Origin of the sequence: Brevundimonas sp. TWP3-1-2b1, from assembly GCF_049896165.1 — a bacterium.
GTDB classification, from domain to species: Bacteria; Pseudomonadota; Alphaproteobacteria; order Caulobacterales; family Caulobacteraceae; genus Brevundimonas; species Brevundimonas subvibrioides_B.
In genome coordinates this window covers 134,900-153,184 of record NZ_JAFCTT010000005.1, presented here as the reverse complement: position 1 = coordinate 153,184, position 18,285 = coordinate 134,900, and the positions used below count along the sequence as shown (strand labels likewise).

The 18,285-nt window shown below is 69.6% G+C and carries 18 protein-coding genes; 17 read left to right on the top strand and 1 reads right to left on the bottom strand.

Features of this window, described 5'->3' with window-relative positions:
* The first annotated feature begins 55 nt into the window (after positions 1 to 55).
* Both thiD and ACP7AB_RS06735 read left to right on the top strand, forming a co-directional pair.
* On the top strand, positions 56 to 868 hold the full coding sequence (gene thiD / locus ACP7AB_RS06740) for a bifunctional hydroxymethylpyrimidine kinase/phosphomethylpyrimidine kinase (RefSeq protein ID WP_425988980.1): 813 nt from the start codon (positions 56 to 58) through the stop codon (positions 866 to 868).
* Positions 865 to 1,446, top strand: a complete 582-nt coding sequence (locus ACP7AB_RS06735) for a nucleotidyltransferase family protein (RefSeq protein WP_425988818.1) — start codon at positions 865 to 867, stop codon at positions 1,444 to 1,446. Before thiD ends, ACP7AB_RS06735 begins: the two co-directional genes overlap by 4 nt.
* On the opposite strand, the gene ACP7AB_RS06730 is transcribed toward ACP7AB_RS06735, so the two are convergent.
* On the bottom strand, positions 1,419 to 1,853 hold the full coding sequence (locus tag ACP7AB_RS06730) for a GNAT family N-acetyltransferase (protein ID WP_425988816.1): 435 nt from the start codon (positions 1,851 to 1,853) through the stop codon (positions 1,419 to 1,421). The two genes, ACP7AB_RS06735 and ACP7AB_RS06730, sit on opposite strands and share 28 nt — an antisense overlap.
* A 49-nt stretch (positions 1,854 to 1,902) precedes the next feature.
* Here ACP7AB_RS06730 and ACP7AB_RS06725 point away from each other — a divergent pair, with 49 nt between their 5' ends.
* The 15 genes from ACP7AB_RS06725 (at position 1,903) to ACP7AB_RS06655 (ending at position 18,265) form a co-directional block, all read left to right on the top strand.
* On the top strand, positions 1,903 to 2,709 hold the full coding sequence (locus ACP7AB_RS06725) for a PhzF family phenazine biosynthesis protein (RefSeq protein ID WP_425988814.1): 807 nt from the start codon (positions 1,903 to 1,905) through the stop codon (positions 2,707 to 2,709).
* A 99-nt stretch (positions 2,710 to 2,808) separates the two neighbouring features.
* Entirely contained in the window at positions 2,809 to 3,003 is a 195-nt protein-coding gene (locus tag ACP7AB_RS06720; RefSeq protein ID WP_426046124.1) for a hypothetical protein, read from the top strand.
* A 127-nt stretch (positions 3,004 to 3,130) separates the two neighbouring features.
* On the top strand, positions 3,131 to 3,412 hold the full coding sequence (locus ACP7AB_RS06715; RefSeq protein WP_425988811.1) for a hypothetical protein: 282 nt from the start codon (positions 3,131 to 3,133) through the stop codon (positions 3,410 to 3,412).
* A 21-nt stretch (positions 3,413 to 3,433) separates the two neighbouring features.
* Positions 3,434 to 4,114: a response regulator transcription factor gene (locus tag ACP7AB_RS06710; protein WP_303694183.1), complete on the top strand. Its 681-nt coding sequence runs from the start codon at positions 3,434 to 3,436 to the stop codon at positions 4,112 to 4,114.
* Complete coding sequence (locus ACP7AB_RS06705) at positions 4,111 to 5,550, top strand: sensor histidine kinase (protein WP_425988809.1); 1,440 nt, start codon at positions 4,111 to 4,113, stop codon at positions 5,548 to 5,550. Before ACP7AB_RS06710 ends, ACP7AB_RS06705 begins: the two co-directional genes overlap by 4 nt.
* A 92-nt stretch (positions 5,551 to 5,642) precedes the next feature.
* Positions 5,643 to 7,034, top strand: a complete 1,392-nt coding sequence (locus ACP7AB_RS06700) for a hypothetical protein (protein ID WP_425988807.1) — start codon at positions 5,643 to 5,645, stop codon at positions 7,032 to 7,034.
* 17 nt (positions 7,035 to 7,051) lie between these two features.
* A complete protein-coding gene (ccmI, locus tag ACP7AB_RS06695; RefSeq protein WP_425988806.1) occupies positions 7,052 to 7,864 on the top strand; it encodes a c-type cytochrome biogenesis protein CcmI in 813 nt (270 codons plus the stop codon).
* Positions 7,865 to 7,934: 70 nt separating this feature from the next.
* Positions 7,935 to 8,426, top strand: a complete 492-nt coding sequence (ccmE, locus tag ACP7AB_RS06690) for a cytochrome c maturation protein CcmE (protein WP_425988803.1) — start codon at positions 7,935 to 7,937, stop codon at positions 8,424 to 8,426.
* Complete coding sequence (locus tag ACP7AB_RS06685; RefSeq protein WP_425988800.1) at positions 8,423 to 10,411, top strand: heme lyase CcmF/NrfE family subunit; 1,989 nt, start codon at positions 8,423 to 8,425, stop codon at positions 10,409 to 10,411. Before ccmE ends, ACP7AB_RS06685 begins: the two co-directional genes overlap by 4 nt.
* A 149-nt stretch (positions 10,412 to 10,560) precedes the next feature.
* Positions 10,561 to 11,058: a cytochrome c-type biogenesis protein gene (locus ACP7AB_RS06680; protein WP_425988798.1), complete on the top strand. Its 498-nt coding sequence runs from the start codon at positions 10,561 to 10,563 to the stop codon at positions 11,056 to 11,058.
* A gap of 119 nt (positions 11,059 to 11,177) precedes the next feature.
* Complete coding sequence (locus tag ACP7AB_RS06675; RefSeq protein WP_425988795.1) at positions 11,178 to 12,734, top strand: Do family serine endopeptidase; 1,557 nt, start codon at positions 11,178 to 11,180, stop codon at positions 12,732 to 12,734.
* 86 nt (positions 12,735 to 12,820) lie between these two features.
* Positions 12,821 to 13,492 (top strand): response regulator transcription factor, encoded by a 672-nt coding sequence (locus ACP7AB_RS06670; RefSeq protein WP_425988792.1) that lies wholly within the window; start codon positions 12,821 to 12,823, stop codon positions 13,490 to 13,492.
* 75 nt (positions 13,493 to 13,567) lie between these two features.
* Entirely contained in the window at positions 13,568 to 13,963 is a 396-nt protein-coding gene (locus tag ACP7AB_RS06665) for an endonuclease domain-containing protein (RefSeq protein WP_425988790.1), read from the top strand.
* Positions 13,964 to 13,970: 7 nt separating this feature from the next.
* On the top strand, positions 13,971 to 15,383 hold the full coding sequence (locus ACP7AB_RS06660; protein WP_425988789.1) for a sensor histidine kinase: 1,413 nt from the start codon (positions 13,971 to 13,973) through the stop codon (positions 15,381 to 15,383).
* Positions 15,380 to 18,265 (top strand): bifunctional [glutamine synthetase] adenylyltransferase/[glutamine synthetase]-adenylyl-L-tyrosine phosphorylase, encoded by a 2,886-nt coding sequence (locus tag ACP7AB_RS06655; RefSeq protein WP_425988787.1) that lies wholly within the window; start codon positions 15,380 to 15,382, stop codon positions 18,263 to 18,265. Before ACP7AB_RS06660 ends, ACP7AB_RS06655 begins: the two co-directional genes overlap by 4 nt.
* The last annotated feature ends 20 nt before the right edge of the window (positions 18,266 to 18,285 follow it).

Here is an 18,285-nt window from a genome sequence, read left to right as displayed (position 1 = left end):
TTACAATATGCAAAACCCGCTTGCCGACTTCGGCCGGGCGCCGCATCCAGCCGCCATGTCCTCGCCAGCCCCCTTCCTCGGCCGCGTCCTGATCATCGCCGGATCGGATTCCGGCGGCGGGGCGGGGATCCAGGCCGACATCAAGGCGGTGACCGCCATGGGGGGCTTTGCCGCCACGGCCATCACGGCGATCACGGTGCAGAACACGCTCGGCGTCCACGGCGTTTACCCCCTGCCGCTCGACCTGATCGAGGCCCAGGCGCGGGCGGTGCTGGATGACATCGGGGCCGATGCGATCAAGACCGGCATGCTGGGCTCGGTGGCGGTGGTCGAGCGGGTCGCGGCCATTCTCGATACGTCGCGTGCACCGGTCGTGGTCGATCCGGTCATGGTGGCCAAGGGCGGCGCGGCCCTGCTGGACAATGACGCGGTACAGGCGGTGCGAAGCCTGATGATCCCGCGCGCGACCCTGCTGACCCCCAATGCGCCGGAGGCCGAGGCCCTGACCGGGATCGCGGTCGAGGATCTGGAGGGGCAGCGTCGAGCGGGCGCGGCGCTGCTGGGGCTCGGAGCCCGGGCGGTGCTGATGAAGGGGGGCCATGTGCCGGGGGAGACCGTCGTCGACCTGCTGGTCACGCCGTCGGGCGAGACCCTGCTGGAGGGGCCGCGGATCGAGACGACCTCCACCCACGGCACCGGCTGCACCCTGGCCAGCGCCATCGCGGCGGGTCTGGCCCAGGGGCGGCCGCTCGAGGTCGCGGTGGCGGAGGCCTGGGCCTATGTGTCCGAGGCGATCCGGCGGGCGCCGGGTCTCGGCGGCGGACACGGCCCGCTGGATCATGGCTGGCCCCTGAGGGACGCGCGATGAGCGATCTCGAGACCCGGCTGGTCGAGATCGTCCGGGCGGACACCGACCTGATGCATGTGCTGACGACCGTGCGCGGGCTGGGCCTGCCTGACTGGCGTGTCTTTTCCGGCGCGGTCTATCAGTCGGTGTGGAACGCAGTGACGGGGCGGCCCGTGGGGTATGGCCGCAAGGATTTCGACCTCGGCTATTTCGATCCGGACACGTCGTGGGACGCCGAGGACGGGGTCATAAAGCGGGTCGCGACGGCCTTCGACGAGCCCTTCCGCACCGATGTCGAGGTGCGGAACCAGGCGCGCGTGCATCTGTGGTTCCATGACCGGTTCGGCGAGGACTATGAGCCGCTGCCCGATACCGACGCGGCCCTGGAGCGGTTCGTGGCGCCGGCCTTCGGGATCGGGGTGCGGCTGGAGGACGACGATACGATCAGCGTCGCCGCGCCGTTCGGGCTCCAGGACGTGTTCGACATGGTCATCCGGCCCAACCCGAACCGGCCGCTGGCCCGGGGTTGGGGCAAGGTCGTCGCCAGCGCCCGTTCGCGCTGGCCCGAGCTTCAGGTCGTCGGCGACAGCACCGGATAGATGTCCCGGTCGACCCGCTCCATATGGCGCAGAGGGTCTGCGGCTTCGAAGCCGTATTGCGAATAGAGGCCGTGGGCGTCAGCGGTGGCGAGGCCCCAGCGACGCAGATCCTGCAGGCGTGGATCGGCGAGAATGTCCTGCATCAGCTGCTTGCCCAGACCCCGGCCGCGCGCCCGGTCGTCGACGAAGACATCGCACAGCCAGGCGAAGGTGGCCTGATCCGTGACGACGCGGGCGAAGGCGAGCAGGTCTCCGTCCTCGACCAGACCAAAGCAGAGCGAGCCGCGACAGGCCCGCTCGAACGTGGTCCACGGAATGCGGGCACCCCAGTAGCTTTCCTCGGCGATCCAGCGCCAGGCCGTGCACAGGCGGGCCTCGTTGAAATCAGTGGTCAGGGCGGCGGTCATGGGCGGGTCCGTCTGGTCTCTCCTCGCGTCCTAGCTTAAGCCCGGCTGCATGCGCCAGTGGACCGTCGACGCCTTCGCCGAACGCCCGTTCATGGGCAACCCCGCCGCCGTGCTTCAGCCGCTGGACGCGTGGCCTGACACCGGGTGGATGCAGTCGCTGGCGGCGGAGAACAATCACTCGGAGACCGCCTTTCTGCGCAGCACGGCCGATCGGGCGCGTTTCGACCTGCGCTGGTTCACCCCGACAGTGGAGGTGTCCCTGTGCGGTCACGCCACCCTGGCGGCGGCGCATGTGCTGTGGCGCGAGCTGGGTGTTGAGGCGCGTCAACTGACCTTCGACACCGCGTCGGGCCCGCTGACTGTGGGGCGGTTCGGCGAGGGTTACGAAATGAACTTTCCGGCGGACCCCCTGACACGCGTCGAGACCCCGAAGGGGCTGGCGGAGGCCCTCGGCGCCGCGCCGCTCGAGGTCTGGGCCAGCCGTTATCTGATCGCGGTCATGGCGGATGCGGCGACTGTGCGCGGCCTGACCCCGGATATTCCGACCCTGCTGGCGTTCGGAGACGGGGCGATGGAGCGCGGACAGGTGATCGCTGCGGCCCTGTCGGATGACGGCGGCGTCGATGTCGTGGACCGTTTCTTCGGGCCGGGCTGCGGAATCGACGAGGATCCGGCGACGGGCTCGGCCCGGTGCGGCCTGGCGCCCTTGTTCGCGATGAAGCTCGACCGGAGCAACGTCACCTTCGAACAGGCCTATCCCGGGCGGGGCGCGCGGTTCGAGACCGAGCTGGCGGGCGACCGGGTGCTGATCCGCGGGCATGCCGTGACCGTCATGGGGTCGGTGCTGCGGTTCTGATCCACGGACTGAAAGGGGGCGTGACCCTTTCGGACCACGCCTCCCGCCTTGCGAGCGACCGTGTCTTCGGCACAGCCGCCCGAAGCTCGCGAACCGTCAGTGGCGACGATTGTCGCGGTCGCGGCGTTGCTCGCGGATCGAGGCCGACAGACGGTCAAAACGACGATCGAGGTCGGTCCGTTCCCAAGCCGTCAGGCCGCCACGACGGTAATTCGCCTCAAGGCGCAGCAGGGCGTTGAACTCGCAGCAACCGCGATCGGCTGCGTTGATCTGATGAAAGCTGATCGCCACTGAGCCGATCCTGAACGGGCCGGGTCAGGTTCCGTTCATCCCCTGCGAGAGGCCCGTTTCCCCGGAAGTTAAACGTCCCTAAGCTTCGTGTTCAGCCGCCGTTCAGAGCGCCGGCCTCATAAGACGCCCCATGACCCGCCTGTCCGTCCTCCTTCTGTCCGTCCTGATCGCCGCAGCGCCGCTGAGCGCCGCGAACGCGCAGGACCGTGGCAACCGTGGCGGCGACCGGAACGGGCAGGAGTTCCAGCGTGAGCCGCGTCGCATCAGCGAGGCGGAGGCCCAGGGCATCGCCCAGTCGCGGGCTCGCGGCGCCCGCTTCGTCGGCTCGCTCGGCATGCGCGGCAACAGCTATGTCTTCCGCTTCGAGCGCGACGGTCAGATCATCGACATCTCCGTCGACTCGCGCGGCTGACGGACACGAGGGACCAACACGATGCGAGTTCTCCTGGTCGAAGACGACGCCGACCTGTCGCGCCAGCTGAAACAGGCGCTGGGCGACGCCGGCTATGCGGTCGATCACGCCGCCGACGGCGAGGAAGCCCATTTCCTGGGCGACACCGAACCCTATGACGTGGTCGTGCTGGACCTGGGCCTGCCCAAGATCGACGGCGTGTCGGTGCTGGAGCGTTGGCGTCGCGACGGCAAGGCGACGCCGGTCCTGATCCTGACGGCGCGCGGCGCCTGGTCGGACAAGGTCGCGGGCTTCGACGCCGGGGCCGACGACTATCTGACCAAGCCCTTCCATACCGAGGAGCTGCTGGCGCGCCTGAGGGCCCTGCTGCGGCGGTCTGCAGGAATCGCCTCGGCGACCCTGGCCTGCGGCGGGCTGCGACTGGATCCGCGCGCGGCGCGGGCGACCGTCAATGGCGAGCCCCTGCGGTTGACGTCACTGGAGTACCGGCTGCTTCACTACATGATGATGCACCAGGGCCGGGTGATCAGCCGGACCGAGCTGGTCGAGCACCTGTACGACCAGGACTTCGACCGGGATTCCAACACCATCGAGGTCTTCATCGGGCGGCTGCGCAAGAAGGTCGGGTCCGACCGGATCGAGACCGTGCGCGGACTCGGCTATCGCCTGACACCGCTCGCCGGCGAGTCCGAGGCCGCGTGAGCGACGACGTCCCAGCGCTTCAACCCGTGACGAGGCCGTCCTGGGGACGCTGGTTCGGCCGGCCGGGCCGGAGCCTGACGCGGCGGCTGATCTGGCTCGCATCCGCCTGGATCGTCGTTGCCCTCGTGCTGACGGGCTGGATGCTGACCAGCCAGTATCGCGAGAGCGCCCTTCGCCGGCTGGACAATCAGCTGAGCGCCGTGATCGACGACGTGGTCATCGCCAGCGTCATGACGCCCGACGGCCTGAGAGTCGCCGAGATCAAGGACGCCCCGACCCTGCGCGGCCTGTCCGGAAAATACTGGATGGTCGGAGAGGTGGACGCCGAGGGCGGCTTCGTCGTGCTGGCGAAGTCTCCGTCCCTGGCGGGTGAGAGCCTGTACGTCGATCCAGAGTTGCCCGAGCGGCTGAGGGCGGCGTTGGGGGCGACCCTCAGCTACAACGATCCCGGCATCCTGGCGGACGGGACACAGCCATTGCAGATCGCGTCCAGCATGAAGTCGCTGGACGGACGGCCATTCGTTTTCATGGCGGGTCTCGACCGGTCCGAGATCGATGTCGATACCCGCCAGTTCGCGACCTTCACCTGGACGGCGCTGCTGATCCTGGGGATCGGCCTGGTCATCGCCGTCTTCCTGCAGGTCCAGATCGGGCTGCGGCCGCTGTTCGATCTGCGCGTCGAGATCGCCAATGTGCGCAAGGGCAAGGCCGCCCGGATCGAGAAGGACTATCCGACCGAGATCCAGCCCCTGGCCGAACAGGTCAACCGCCTGCTGGACCACAATCAGGAAGTCGTCGAGCGCCAGCGCACCCACGTCGGCAACCTGGCCCACGCCCTGAAGACGCCGCTGTCGGTCATGCTGGCCGAGGCCGGGACCGACGCCGGGCCGTTGGCCGATATCGTCCGGCGTCAGTCCGAGGTGATGAAGGGCCAGGTCGACCACCACCTGCGCCGCGCCCGTGCCGCCGCCCGCGCCGCCCACGGCCTGGGCGAAAAGACGCCGGTGGGCGAGGTGATCGACGAACTGGCGGTCATGCTGGAGCGGGTGTTCCAGTCGAAGGACGTGGAGATCGACTGGCGCGCGCCCGACGACCTGGCCTTCCTCGGCGAGCGTCAGGACCTGCAGGAGATCCTCGGCAATCTGATGGAGAACGCCTGCAAATGGTCGACGCGCCGGGTGCGGGTCTCCGCCGGCGCCAGCGGCCTGGGCCAGATGATCGCTGTGATCGAGGACGACGGACCTGGCGTGCCGGCCGATCAGCGCGACGGCATGTTGAAGCGGGGCGCCCGTCTGGACGAGGATGCGCCGGGGTCGGGTCTGGGGCTGGCCATCGTCGACGACCTGACCCGCGCCTACGGCGGGCGGCTGACGCTGGCGGCCAGCGATCTGGGCGGGCTCAAGGCCGTGCTGGAACTGCCCGCAGCCGAGTCCTGAAACGACGGAGCCGTGTTCTCCGCTTCCGGAATCTTAACCTTGCGCCTTCACCGTGTCTTCTGGCCGCCGTTCCGGGGTCGACGGAGTGTGGGATGGCCGAGCTTTCGGTCGCGCAGCGTGCAGTGCTCGCCCAGATGCTGGAGCGTGTGCCCGACCGCGTGTTGACGATCCTTTCGGGCGCCGTCGCCCAGATGCCCGGAGAGCGCGCCGCCGCGCTCAGCATCATGCTGGCTGACGAAAGCATCGACCGCCGCCGCCGCGCCATCGCCTTCGCCCCCCTGTTGCCGATGTTTCAGCGCCGTCCCGACGGCGTCGAATCGCTGACCTTCCCGGCCGGCGTGCTGCCTCGCCTGTGGAAGGCGGCCTCGAGCCTGGAGCCGGAGCTGCTGCTGGCGCTCGACGACTATCGTCCGATCGAGGAAAATCCGAAGATGTGCGCGATCGCCGACCGCATCTGCGTGGCCGCCGCCGCCGCCGTGCGCGACAAGCCGGAGGTCGTCTGGCCGTCGAACGGCGGCGACGAGGCAGCCCGCATCAAGGGGCTGGACGAACTGGCCCTGTGCTTTGACCTGGCGGCCATGGCCCGGCGCGGCCTGCTGAACCTGCCCGACCTGATCCTGAGACCGACGGGCGACCAGTTGGCCGAGCTGCGCCTGTTGATCCGGGACTGCGCCGAGATCACCGTCGACGGCGGGCCGCGCATGCTGGAGATCATGTTCGCCCACCTGGGCGACGCCTCCCTGATCCTGCGGCTGGTGGTGCATTCGTCCCATGCGGCGGCCAAGGAAGGCTTCCTTTCGGAATCGGAGATGGCCGGTTTCGTCAATCGCCTGATCGCCGAGGTCGAGGCTCGCATCACCCGCATCGCCTCCTACAAGCCGGGCGCCAAGGCGGACCCCGGCCCGGGGGTGCGCACCGACATCGCCTGGTGCGCCGAGACCCTGGGCGAACTGGACGCCACGCTGAAACTGGATCCCGAGGGGGATTGGGGCAAGCAGGCGCGGGAGGCCCGTGACCGGATCAACGGCGCCCTGTCCAAGTCGCTCCGATCTCTGGACAAGGCGCTGGACCGGCTGATGCCGTCCAAGGCGGTCAAGACCACGGGCCGCATGACCCGTCAGGCGCCCGATCTGGAGGCCGAGGCGCCGCCGCTGGAGGCCGTTCAGGCCGCGATCGTCCTGCTGACCCTGCTGGGCGCCATCCGCACGGCGGCCCTGGTCTTCGGCTGCGAATCCCTGCGCTATCAGCTGGTGCAGTCGGTGACCGAGCGGGTCACCGTCTATGTCGATCAGGTCGTCGAGGCGGTGAACGCCGGCGATGCGCCAGACCAGCGGAAGTCGCTCGCCCTGGTCGAGACCCTGGCCAAATGCCTGTTGCTGATCGAGGCGACCGACGCGGCCCGTACCGCCCGCCGTCGTGCCGCCGCCGCCGGGGCCCGCCCGTCGTCCGCTGCGACGCAGGAGCGCTCGCCCCGGGCGGCCTGATCCGCTAGTCAGGGCGGATGATCGTTTTCTGGACCCTGGCCGGGCTCGCCACGGCGCTGGCCGGGCTGCTGGTGTTGAGCGTGGCCCGGCTCCGCGCGGACCATGAGCCGCCCCTGTCTGACACCGGCGCGGCCGAGCTGGCCGAACTGGATCGCCTGAAATCGCGAGGTTTGCTGGACGAGGACGCCTGGGCCGCCGCACGGGCCGAGGCGGGACGGCGGCTGCTGACGAGCGCGTCGCCGGACGCCGCGCCTCGCGTCGGCGGGCGGGACCGGACGATCGTTCTGGTCGGACTGGTCGGGGCGGTCGCGGCGACTCTGGGCCTGTATCTCGTCTTCGGCGACCCGGGACTGCCGGACCAGCCCTATGAGCGCCGGATCGACGAATGGGCCTCCAGCCCGGAGACCCTCGATGCGCCCCGGATCGCCGCCGTTCTCGGCCGGGCGGTCAAACGCGAGCCGGACAACCGCACCGCCCTGGTCATGCTGGGCGCGGCCCGGTTCGAGGCCGGTGATCCTATCGGCGCGTCCTCGGCCTTCCGTCGGGCTCTGGCGCTGGATGCGAACGACGCCACCAGCTGGGCCCGTCTGGGCGAAAGTCTGGTGCGGGCGCAGGACGGGGAGGTCGGTGTGGACGCCGAGGCGGCCTTCACCCGCGCGCTTGCCCTCGACCCGGACCAGTTGGGCGCGCGCTATTTCGTCGGTGAAGCGGCCCTGGCCCGGGGCGATGTGGCGAAGGCGCGCGAGGTCTGGGCGCCCCTGATCGCCGTGCTGGATCCGGCCGATCCGCGCCGGACCGATCTGGTCAGCCGCCTGGACGCGGCCGCATGACCCGTTGGAGCCCGACGGGACAGGCGCTATACGGCGCGACTTCTCCGTTCCCGGAACCCGTTGTCCGCCCATGAGCTGGCTTCCCAAATCGCCGAAGGCGCGTCGTCGCCTGTGGGTCGTGGCCGCCGCCGCACCGGTGCTGGCGCTCGCCGTCGGGCTTTCGCTGTGGGCCATGCAGGACAGCGTGACCTATTTCTTCTCGCCGTCGGAGGCGACGGCGGACGCCGCGCCGGCCGGTCGGGTCATCCGCCTTGGGGGACTGGTCGAGGCCGGCAGCGTCGAGCAGCATGGTACGACCGTGGCCTTCTCCGTCACCGACAACGCCGCGACCAGCCAGGTGATCTTTGAGGGCGACCTGCCCGACCTGTTCCGCGAGGGGCAGGGGATCGTTGCGCAAGGCCGGTTCGGCCCCGACCGCGTCTTCCACGCCGATACCGTTCTGGCGAAGCACGACGAGACCTATATGCCGCGCGAGGTCGCCGACCGGCTGAAGGAAAAGGGCGAATGGCGGCCTGAGGGCGGCGCATCGACGGCACCGCCTGTGCAGAGCCAAGCCCTGTGATCGTCGAATTCGGCGCCTTCGCGCTGATCCTCGCCCTGATGCTGTCGGTGCTGCAGACCGGTCTGGCGGCGACCGGCCGTTGGCGTCGCAGTCCGCTGCTGGCCGGCGGAGCAGAGGGCGCGGCGATGGGCGCAGCCCTGGCCACGGCCCTGGCGTTCGGAGCCCTGATCTTCGCCTTTGCGACGTCGGACTTCTCCGTCGCCAACGTCGCCAACAACAGCCACACCGACAAGCCGATGCTCTACAAGGTGGCCGCCGCCTGGGGCAGCCACGAGGGGTCGCTGGTCCTGTGGTGCCTGGTCATGACCGGGTTCGGCGCGGCCCTCACGCGTGCGAGGGGGCTTCCGTTCGGGCTGAAGGCCTCGGCGATCGGGGTGCAGGGCGGGCTGGGGGCGTTGTTCCTGGCCTTCGCCGTCTTCACCTCCAACCCGTTCGCACGAATCGATCCGGCGCCGTTCCAGGGCCTGTCGCTGAACCCTCTGCTGCAGGACCCGGCGCTCGCCATCCATCCCCCCCTGCTCTACGCGGGCTATGTCGGTTTCTCGGTGACCTTCTCCCTGGCCGTCGCCGCCCTGATCGAGGGCAGGGCCTTTTCCGGCTTCTGGCCCGCATGGGGGCGCTGGGTGCGGCCCTGGGCCCTGGCGAGCTGGGTCTTCCTGACGGCCGGGATCACGCTCGGCGCCTTCTGGGCCTACTATGAGCTCGGCTGGGGCGGCTGGTGGTTCTGGGACCCGGTCGAGAACGCCAGCTTCATGCCGTGGCTGGCGGGCACGGCGCTTCTTCATAGTGCGGTGGTGACCGAGCGGCGCGGGGCGCTGGCGGGCTGGACCGTGTTCCTGGCGCTTCTGGCCTTCACCTTCTCCATGCTGGGCGCCTTCCTGGTGCGCTCCGGCGTGCTGACCTCCGTCCACGCCTTTGCGGTCGATCCCGAGCGGGGGCTGATGCTGCTGGGCATCCTGGGCTTCACAGCCGGGTCGGCCTTCGCCCTGTTCGCCTGGCGCGCGCCCCAGCTGAAGGGCGGCGGCCTGTTCGCCCCGGTCAGCCGCGAGGGCGCCCTGGTGCTGAACAACCTGTTCCTGACCGTGGCGGCCGTGACGGTGCTGCTGGGCACCCTCTATCCGCTGATCCTGGAGGCGGCGACGGGCGCCACCATCTCGGTCGGCCCGCCCTATTTCGCCCTGACCTTCACGCCGTTGATGGCCGTGGCCTTCCTGATCCTGCCGGCCGGGCCGCTGCTGGCCTGGAAGCGCGGCGACCTGAAGGGGGCGATGCAGAGGCTGGCGCTCGCCGCGGCGCTTGCGATCGCCTGCGGCTTCGTCGGCTGGCTGGCGTTCGAGCCGAGGAAGGCCTTCGCAGCCGCGGGTCTGGCCGTCGGGGCCTGGCTGATCCTCGGAGCGCTGGCGGAGGTGGTCGAACGCGTCCGCCTGTTCCGGGCGCCGCTGGCCGAGGTCGGTCGTCGGGCCAGGGGCCTGCCGCTCGGCGCCTGGGGCATGACGCTGGCGCATGCGGGTCTGGGCCTGTTCGTGCTCGGGGCCGTGGTCGAGACGGGTTTCAAGGTCGAGGCCGCCGCCCCCCTGCCCATCGGCGGGGAGGTCCATGCCGGACGCTGGGTGGTGACGCTCGACAAGGTCGAGATCGTCGAGGGCCCCAACTATCTGGCCGAACGTGGCACGCTGACGGTGGCCTCGACCGATGGCCGCGCCGACCCGCGCACAATCACGGCCGAGCGCCGTTTCTTCCCCGCCGGGGGGCAGACGACGACCGAGGTCGGGCTCGATTTCCGGGGTCTGGACGACGTCTATGTCGTCATGGGCGAGCGCCGTAGCACCCCTGAGGCGGCCCAGGCCTGGACCGTTCGGGTCTACTACAATCCGTGGGCGCGGCTGATCTTCCTCGGGCCGTTCGTCATGGCGCTGGGCGGGGTGCTGTCGCTGTTCGACCGACGGCTGAGGCTGGCGGTGGGCGGGAAACGCAGGGCTGCATGAGCTCCCATTTTTCCGTGCATCCCCGCGAAGGCGGGGACCCAGTGCTTTGGGCGAGAAACGGCGCCGGGTGCGTGCTGGCCGTGATCCCGCGCACCGCGCCCTTGGCTAAAACCTGGGTCCCCGCCTTCGCGGGGATGCACGAATTTGTGGTGGCTCTGTTTTTCGCGGTCCTGACGCTGTCCACCCCCGCCCTGGCCCAGGAACCCGCCGCCCCGCCGGACCGGCCGCTCGCCTCGCCGGGTCAGGAAGCCCGCGCCCAGGCGATTTTCGAGGTCGTGCGCTGCGTCGTCTGCCAGCACGAATCCATCGCCGACAGCCCGGCCGGGATCGCCGGAGACATGCGCCGCCTGGTCCGCGAGGAGATCGCCTCGGGCGCCAGCGACCAGGCGGTCAGGGACGATCTCGTGCGCCGCTACGGCGACTATGTCCTGTTCACCCCGCCGGTGCGGACCGGGACCTGGCTGCTGTGGTTCGGACCCGCCCTGCTGGCGCTGATCGGCGGTCTCGCCCTGTTCGTCTTCGCGCGGCGCAAGGCCGTCGAAACCGCGCCGCTTTCGCCCGATGAGGAACGTCGGCTGGCCGATCTTCTCCAAAGGGAAACGGTTCGCCCCGATCCTGACGCATCCGCGCCTCACGACGGGCGTTGAGGCGGACCAAGGGTCATGGCGCAATGGTTGGCGAAAGTCGCCATAGCCCTATATCACAAGGCGAAACGGGCGCCGGTCAGTCTTCTGGCCGGGCCCATTGAAGGATCGAAAACACACCGATGATGAAGCGTAAGGAATTCATCCTGGGGGCCGCTGTCGGCCTCGTGTTCGCCGCCGCCGCGACTGCCGGAGGCGTGATCGACTGGCCGGGCGCCAATGCCGCAGAGGCCCACGGACGGCTGATCCCCTCCGCCGGCGCCTCGGGTCTCGCCTTCGCCCCGCCGCAGGGCGCGCCGCTCAGTTTCGCCGACATCTTCGACCAGGTGTCGCCCGCCGTGGTCCAGATCGACGTCGAGACCCCGATCGAACGCCAGCGCGGCGGCATGATCCCCATTCCCGGCCTGCCCGGCTTCGGCTTCCAGGCCCCCGAGACCCAGGAGCCCGGCGAGGAAGAAGAGCCCCAGACCGCCCAGGGCGCGGGCTCCGGCTTCTTCATCTCGGCCGACGGCTTCATCGTCACCAACAACCACGTCGTGGCCAATGCGACGAAGATCACGGTGCGGATGTCCGACGGCCGTGAACTGCCTGCCCGGCTGGTCGGTCGCGACGCCGACACCGACCTGGCCGTGGTCAAGGTCGAGGGCTCGGGCTTCAACTTCGTCAGCTTCGAGGAAGCCGCGGAGCCGCGCGTCGGTGACTGGGTGCTCGCCGTCGGCAACCCCTTCAGCCTCGGCGGCACGGCCACGGCCGGTATCGTCTCGGCCCGCGCCCGTGAGATCGGCGACAGTTCGACGCCCTACACCGACTATCTGCAGATCGACGCCGCCATCAACCGGGGCAACTCGGGCGGCCCGACCTTCGACATCTATGGCCGAGTCATCGGCGTGAACTCGGCGATCTTCTCGCCGACGGGCGGCTCGGTCGGCATCGGCTTCGCCATCCCGGCCTCGATCGCCAAGACGGTGACCGATCGTCTGATGAGCGGGCAGGCGATCCAGCGGGGCTATCTGGGCGTGCAGATCCAGGACTTGCTCGACGAATACCGCGAGCCGCTGGGTCTGCCGGAGGATCAGGACGGCGCCTATATCGCCGACGTCACGCCGGGCGCTCCGGCGGAGCAGGGCGGCCTTCGTGCAGGCGACGTCGTTGTGGCCCTGAACGGTCGGCCTATCGCTTCGTCGTCCGACCTGACGCGTCAGGTCGGCCAAGCCGCGCCGGGCGACAATCTGCGACTTGAGATCCTGCGCGAGGGTGGCCGCCAGACGATCAACATCCCTTCGGGCACGCGTCCCGCCGATATCAACGCGGCTCTGCAGAATCAGGACGAAGACGGCGACCAAAGCCAGCCGGGGCGTCCGCAGGCTCCGACGGGCGAGGTCGTGGAGGGTATGACGGTCGCGCCGATCAGCGAAGCGCTGCGCTCACGCTTCTCCATTGACGAGAACGTGCGCGGTCTGGTCGTGACCTCCGTCGCAGAAAGCTCGCGGGCGGGCCGGGCCCAGGTTCCTGCCGGGGCCGTAATCCTGCAGGCGAACGGCCGCCCGGTGGCGACCGTCGCCGAGCTGCGTGCCGTCGTCACCTCGGCCCGCGAGGCGGGTCGAGAAAGTGTCCTGTTGCTGTTCCGCATCCCGGCGGGCAATCGGCCCTTCGTTCTGGAACTGTCGGACGCCAAGTAGTCCGCAGCCTGAACAAGCCTTAACTCCCCAAGTCGCCGCCGATGGACTACCGTCGGCGGCGATTGTGATTCCGGAGGGGCTGGCCTGTGAAAATTCTTGTGGTCGAGGACGACGCCGAGGCGGCCCAGGCGATGGTGCGCGGTCTGGCCGAGGCGGGTCACGTGGCCAGTCACGCCATCGACGGCGCCTATGGCCTGCTGGAGGCCCAGAAGGGCGACTACGACGTCTACGTCGTTGACCGGATGATGCCCCGCCTGGACGGCATCGGCATGGTCGAGACCCTGCGCAAGGACGGCGACCAGACGCCGGTCCTGTTCCTGTCCGCCATGGGCGAGGTCGAGGATCGCGTCATGGGCCTGAAGGCCGGCGGCGACGACTATCTGGTCAAGCCCTACGCCTTCGCCGAGCTGGTCGCCCGGGTCGAGGCCCTGTCGCGCCGTCGCGAGACGGGCGGGGTGCAGACGGTGCTCAAGGTCGGCGACCTGGAGATGAACCTGATCGCCCGCACCGTGCATCGCGGAACCTCGGAGATCGACCTGCAACCGCGCGAGTTCCAGTTGCTGGAGTTCCTGATGCGCCACGCCGGCCAGTCGGTGACCCGCACCATGCTGCTGGAGAAGGTGTGGGAATACCATTTCGACCCCCAGACCAACGTCATCGACGTCCACATCAGCCGCCTGCGCTCCAAGATCGACAAGGGCTTCGACAAGCCGATGCTGCAGACGGTGCGCGGGGCGGGGTATCGGCTGGAGGCGTGAGGCCACGCAGCATTTTCTCCCTCCCCCTCGGGGGAGGGTGGCCGCGAAGCGGCCGGGTGGGGAGGGCCAGGCGACATGGCGATCATCGCTCGGGCGCGCGAGATGCGGAAGGCCCTGACACCGGCGGAAGCGCGTCTTTGGGTCGCGCTCCGGTCGCTTCGAGCCGAAGGCCTGCATTTTCGACGGCAGTGTCCGTTGCGCGGCTACTATCTCGACTTCTTTTGTTGGGCCCGTGGCGTGATCGTCGAGGTGGACGGAAGCTCACATCACAACGAGGATCGTCAGCGTCAGGATAGTGTTCGAGACGCTGTTTTCGCCAGAGAAGGCCTGCTGACTTTGCGCTACGATAATCTGATGGTGCGAGATCGGCTCAACAATGTGATCGACGAGGTGCGTGCGGCCTGCCTTGCCGCCCCCACCCGGTCTCCGTTTCGCTCCGACCACCCTCCCCCGCAGGGGGAGGGAGAATAGTTCCCTGATGCGTCTCCCGTCCCTCTTCCGCCGCACGCCCTTCAGGCTGACGCTGTTGTTCCTCGCGCTGTTCGCGGCGGCGGCCAGCGCCATCCTGGCCTATGTCTATGTCGCCTCGGCCTCGGAGGCCCAGGCGCGGGCCGAGGCCGATGTGCGCGGCGAGCTCAAGACCCTGCTGGGCGTCTATGACAATCGCGGCGTCGATGCCCTGAACGTGGCGTTGATCGACCGGACCCTGACCCGAAGCGCCTATATCTATCAGTTCATCAACAGGGACGGGAGCCTGGGGACCGGCAGCCTCAATGTCTCGCCGTTCGACGCCGGGCCGGCGACCGAGGAATGGACCACCTTCACCTTCACCGACACCGAAGCCGACGGTCGGGTGATCCGGCCGCAGGTGAGGGCCGTCCAGGTGCGGCTGGCGGGCGGCGAGGGGCTGATCGTCGGGGAATCCCTGGGCGATACCGAGGCCTATCTGGGCCGGCTGACCCAGGCGCTGTGGATGGCCATGGGTATGGTCCTGCTGCTCGGCCTCGGCGGAGGTCTGCTGATCAGCCGTAATCTGGAACGATCCATGGGGCGGTTGAACGCCGTCGTCGGCTCCGTGCAGGACGGCGACCTGAAAGCGCGGGTGGCGGTGCGGGGATCCGGTGACGAACTGGACGAGCTGGGCCAGGGGCTGAACGGCATGCTGGACCGGCTGGAGACCTCCATGGCCTCGATCCGCCACGCCGGCGACGCTATCGCCCACGACCTGAGGTCGCCGCTGACGCGCATGCGGGCCAGGCTGGAGGTCGCCCTGATCGACGCCGAGAGCGGGCGGATCGACGGCGTCGACGCCCTGCAGGTCGCGCTGGACGAGGCCGACACGCTGCTGAAGACCTTCAACACCGTGCTCGCCATCGCCCGCCTGCAGGCGGCGGCGGGCCGCGTGCCCGATGCTGCGGTGTTCGACGCCGCCGAACTGGCTGCGGACATGGCCGAGCTGTACGAGCCGGCGGCCGAGGACAAGGGGCTCGACTTCTCCGCCGAGATCGAGCGCGGCCTGATGATCGAGGGCGCCCGGCCGTTCCTGGCCCAGGCCCTGGCCAATGTCATCGACAACGCCATCAAATACACGCCGGTCGGCGGGGCGGTCAAGCTGCGCGCGCGCCGCCGGTCCTCGGGCGAGATCGAATTCTCCGTCACCGACACCGGGCCGGGGGTGCCGGAAGAGGATCGCGGCCGGGTCATCGAGCGGTTCGTCCGCCTCGACAACAGTCGCACCGAGGCGGGCTCCGGCCTGGGCCTGTCTCTGGTGGGGGCGGTGATGGAGGCGCACATGGGCCGCATCCAGCTGGATGAGGGCCCCGGCGCCTATGGCGAGTCCGGGCCGGGCCTGCGCGTCGCCCTGGTCCTGCCGCCCGCGAGCGAGGGATGAGTTCGGCGCCCCTGGGCGAACGGCTGGCGGCCTGCGGGCCCGTGGTCGACGCGGAGGCGGTCGGGCGTGCGCACGACCGGTTGTCGGGCAGCGCGGCGGAGGGCGGCTGGGGCACGCTGCTGGACACTGTCTGGCCGGCGTTACAGCCCGTGTTCGCCGCCTCGCCCTATCTGTTCGGTCTGGCGCGACGCCGGCCCGAGACCCTGCACGCCATCCTTTCCGACGCGCCCGAGGTTCGGCTTGACGATATCGCCGCGCGCACCATCGCCCTGACCGGGGGGGCGGACGACATGCGCTCGCCGCTGCGGCGGCTGAAGGCGGAACTGCATCTTCTGACGGCCCTGGCCGATCTCGGCGGAGTCTGGGACCTGGATCAGGTCACCGGCGCGCTGAGCCGGTTCGCCGACGTCGCCTCACGCGCGGCCCTTTCGGGGGTGGCCGAGGACCTGCGTCGACGCGGCAAGCTCCTGACCGCCGCCGACGACACACGCGGCCCCATTCCCGGCCTGTTCGGCCTGGCCATGGGCAAGCACGGCGCGTTCGAGCTGAACTATTCCTCCGATATCGACCTCAGCCTGTTCTTCGACCCCGAACGTCTGGCCCCTGTGCTGGCCGAGGGCACAGAGGCGCAAGGCCTGATGAACCGGGTGGCGCAGGGGGTGGCGTCGCTGCTGTCCGAGCGGACGGCCGACGGCTATGTCTTCCGCGTCGACCTGCGTCTGCGCCCCGATCCGTCGTCGACGCCGCCGGTCGTCACCGTGCCCATGGCGCTGGATTACTACGAGAGCGTCGGCCAGAACTGGGAGCGGGCGGCCTTCATCAAGGCCCGCGCCATCTGCGGCGATTTCGGCGCGGCGACCGAGTTCCTCAAGGCGCTGGTCCCCTTCGTCTGGCGCCGCAGCCTCGACTATCAGGCCGTGCTCGACATCCAGTCGATCAAACGCCAGATCCACGTCCACAAGACTGGCGAGGGGATGGAGGCGGCGGGCGCCAATCTGAAGCTCGGGCGCGGCGGCATCCGCGAGATCGAGTTCTATGCCCAGACCCAGCAGCTGATCCTCGGCGGCCGCGATCCGTCGCTGCGCAGTTCCCGGACGGTCGATGCGCTCGCCGCCCTGGTCGCGAAAGGGCACCTGCCCGCCGACGTCGCCGCCGAAATGACCGGGGCGTATGTGGAGCTGCGCGGACTCGAGCACCGGGTGCAGATGCTGGAGGACGAACAGACCCATATCCTGCCCGCCGATCCCGTGCGCCGGGCGGCGGTCGCGGCGCTCGCGGGGCAGGGCGATCTGGCGGCCTTCGACGCGGGGGTCGAGGCCATTCTGATCGGGGTGAACCAGCGCTACGGCGCCCTGTTCGAGGGCGAGGAGGAACTTTCCTCCCCGTTCGGCAGTCTCGTCTTCACCGGAGTCGACAACGATCCCGAGACCCTGGCGACGCTGGAGCGAATGGGCTTCTCCGATCCAGGCGCGGTCGCCGACACGATCCGGTCCTGGCACCACGGCCGCATTTCGGCGACGCGTTCGGTGCGGGGGCGGGAGCTGTTCACCCGGCTGGCGCCGCGGCTGCTGACGGCGCTCGCGCGGACCGGCGCGGCCGATGCAGCGTTCAAGCGGTTCTCGGTCTTCTTCGCCGGCCTGTCGGCGGGGGTTCAGGTCCAGGCCCTGTTCCTGAACCAGCCCGAGCTGTTCGAGCGGATTGTCGGCGTCATGGCCTTCGCCCCTCGACTGGCGCGGACCCTCGGCCGCTATCCGGCGGCGCTGGACTCGATGCTCGACGCCCGGTTCGAGACCGAACTCGGCGTCAACACCGGCCTGTTCGATCAGATGGCGGAGGAGGCGGCCGCCGCCGGGGATTTCGAAGGGGCGATGAACGCCGTCCGTCGCCTGCATCGCGAACAGGCCTTCCGCATCGGCATGCAGACCCTCAGTGGTCGGGTGGGGCCGGAAGCGGCGGGCAAGGGATTCACCAACCTCGCCGACGCGGTCATGCGCACCCTGTCGGCGGCGGCCCTGACGGAAACCGAACGGCTGGGCGGAGCGATGCCGGGCGCGGTGGCCGTCATCGCCCTGGGCAAGGCCGGGTCCGGGGAGATGACGGCGGGATCGGACCTCGACCTGATGACCGTATACGGCGCGCCGTCGGACGCCGTGTCCGCCACCAAGGGCTGGTCGCCTGACGTCTTCTACGTCCGCTTCACCCAGAGACTAATCTCGGCCCTGTCGGCGCATACGGCCGAGGGGGGGCTCTACGAGGTCGATATGCGGCTCAGGCCCTCAGGGTCGAAGGGGCCGGTGTCGGTGCCGCTGTCGGGGTTCCAGACCTACTATTCGGACGAGGCCGCGACCTGGGAATTCATGGCCCTGACCCGGGCTCGCGTCGCCTGGGCCAGCGAGACGGCGTTTGGCGCCCAGGTGACGGCGGCCATCGAGGCGGCGCTGCGTCGTCCGCGGCCCGGGGTGGACACGGCCGGCGACGTGCGGGCCATGCGCGACCTGATGGACCGGGAGCGGCCGGCCAAGGGCTTCTGGGACCTGAAGCTGGTTCGCGGCGGTCTGGTCGACGCCGAGTTCGTCGGCCAGTTCCGCCAGTTGCAGACGGCCGCCGAGGGTGGATTTCTGAGCGTCTCGATCCTGGATCAGCTGGAAAGGGATCCGCCGCTGAAGGACGCCTGGGTCCTGCACCAGGCCCTGGCGCAGCTCCTCGCCTGCGCCTTTGATGACAAGGGCGATCCGGAGGCCGAGTCGGAAACCTTCCGGACCCGCCTTGCCGAGGCGGCGGGGGAGGCGGACTTCCCGGCCCTGCGTCTCCGTCTGGAGCGCGTGCGCAAGGCCGCGCAGGAGGCGTTCGAGACGGCGCTGCCCTCCCGGAACGACGGATAGTCCGGACTGGCCCGTTACAG

What these genes read in the sequence shown, in the direction of transcription:
- thiD (WP_425988980.1), top strand. Translation starts at nt 56, where the DNA reads ATGTCCTCGCCAGCCCCCTTCCTCGGCCGCGTCCTGATCATCGCCGGA.
- ACP7AB_RS06735 (WP_425988818.1), top strand. Translation starts at nt 865, where the DNA reads ATGAGCGATCTCGAGACCCGGCTGGTCGAGATCGTCCGGGCGGACACC.
- ACP7AB_RS06730 (WP_425988816.1), bottom strand. Translation starts at nt 1,853, where the DNA reads ATGACCGCCGCCCTGACCACTGATTTCAACGAGGCCCGCCTGTGCACG.
- ACP7AB_RS06725 (WP_425988814.1), top strand. Translation starts at nt 1,903, where the DNA reads ATGCGCCAGTGGACCGTCGACGCCTTCGCCGAACGCCCGTTCATGGGC.
- ACP7AB_RS06715 (WP_425988811.1), top strand. Translation starts at nt 3,131, where the DNA reads ATGACCCGCCTGTCCGTCCTCCTTCTGTCCGTCCTGATCGCCGCAGCG.
- ACP7AB_RS06710 (WP_303694183.1), top strand. Translation starts at nt 3,434, where the DNA reads ATGCGAGTTCTCCTGGTCGAAGACGACGCCGACCTGTCGCGCCAGCTG.
- ACP7AB_RS06700 (WP_425988807.1), top strand. Translation starts at nt 5,643, where the DNA reads ATGGCCGAGCTTTCGGTCGCGCAGCGTGCAGTGCTCGCCCAGATGCTG.
- ccmI (WP_425988806.1), top strand. Translation starts at nt 7,052, where the DNA reads ATGATCGTTTTCTGGACCCTGGCCGGGCTCGCCACGGCGCTGGCCGGG.
- ccmE (WP_425988803.1), top strand. Translation starts at nt 7,935, where the DNA reads ATGAGCTGGCTTCCCAAATCGCCGAAGGCGCGTCGTCGCCTGTGGGTC.
- ACP7AB_RS06675 (WP_425988795.1), top strand. Translation starts at nt 11,178, where the DNA reads ATGATGAAGCGTAAGGAATTCATCCTGGGGGCCGCTGTCGGCCTCGTG.
- ACP7AB_RS06665 (WP_425988790.1), top strand. Translation starts at nt 13,568, where the DNA reads ATGGCGATCATCGCTCGGGCGCGCGAGATGCGGAAGGCCCTGACACCG.
- ACP7AB_RS06660 (WP_425988789.1), top strand. Translation starts at nt 13,971, where the DNA reads ATGCGTCTCCCGTCCCTCTTCCGCCGCACGCCCTTCAGGCTGACGCTG.
- ACP7AB_RS06655 (WP_425988787.1), top strand. Translation starts at nt 15,380, where the DNA reads ATGAGTTCGGCGCCCCTGGGCGAACGGCTGGCGGCCTGCGGGCCCGTG.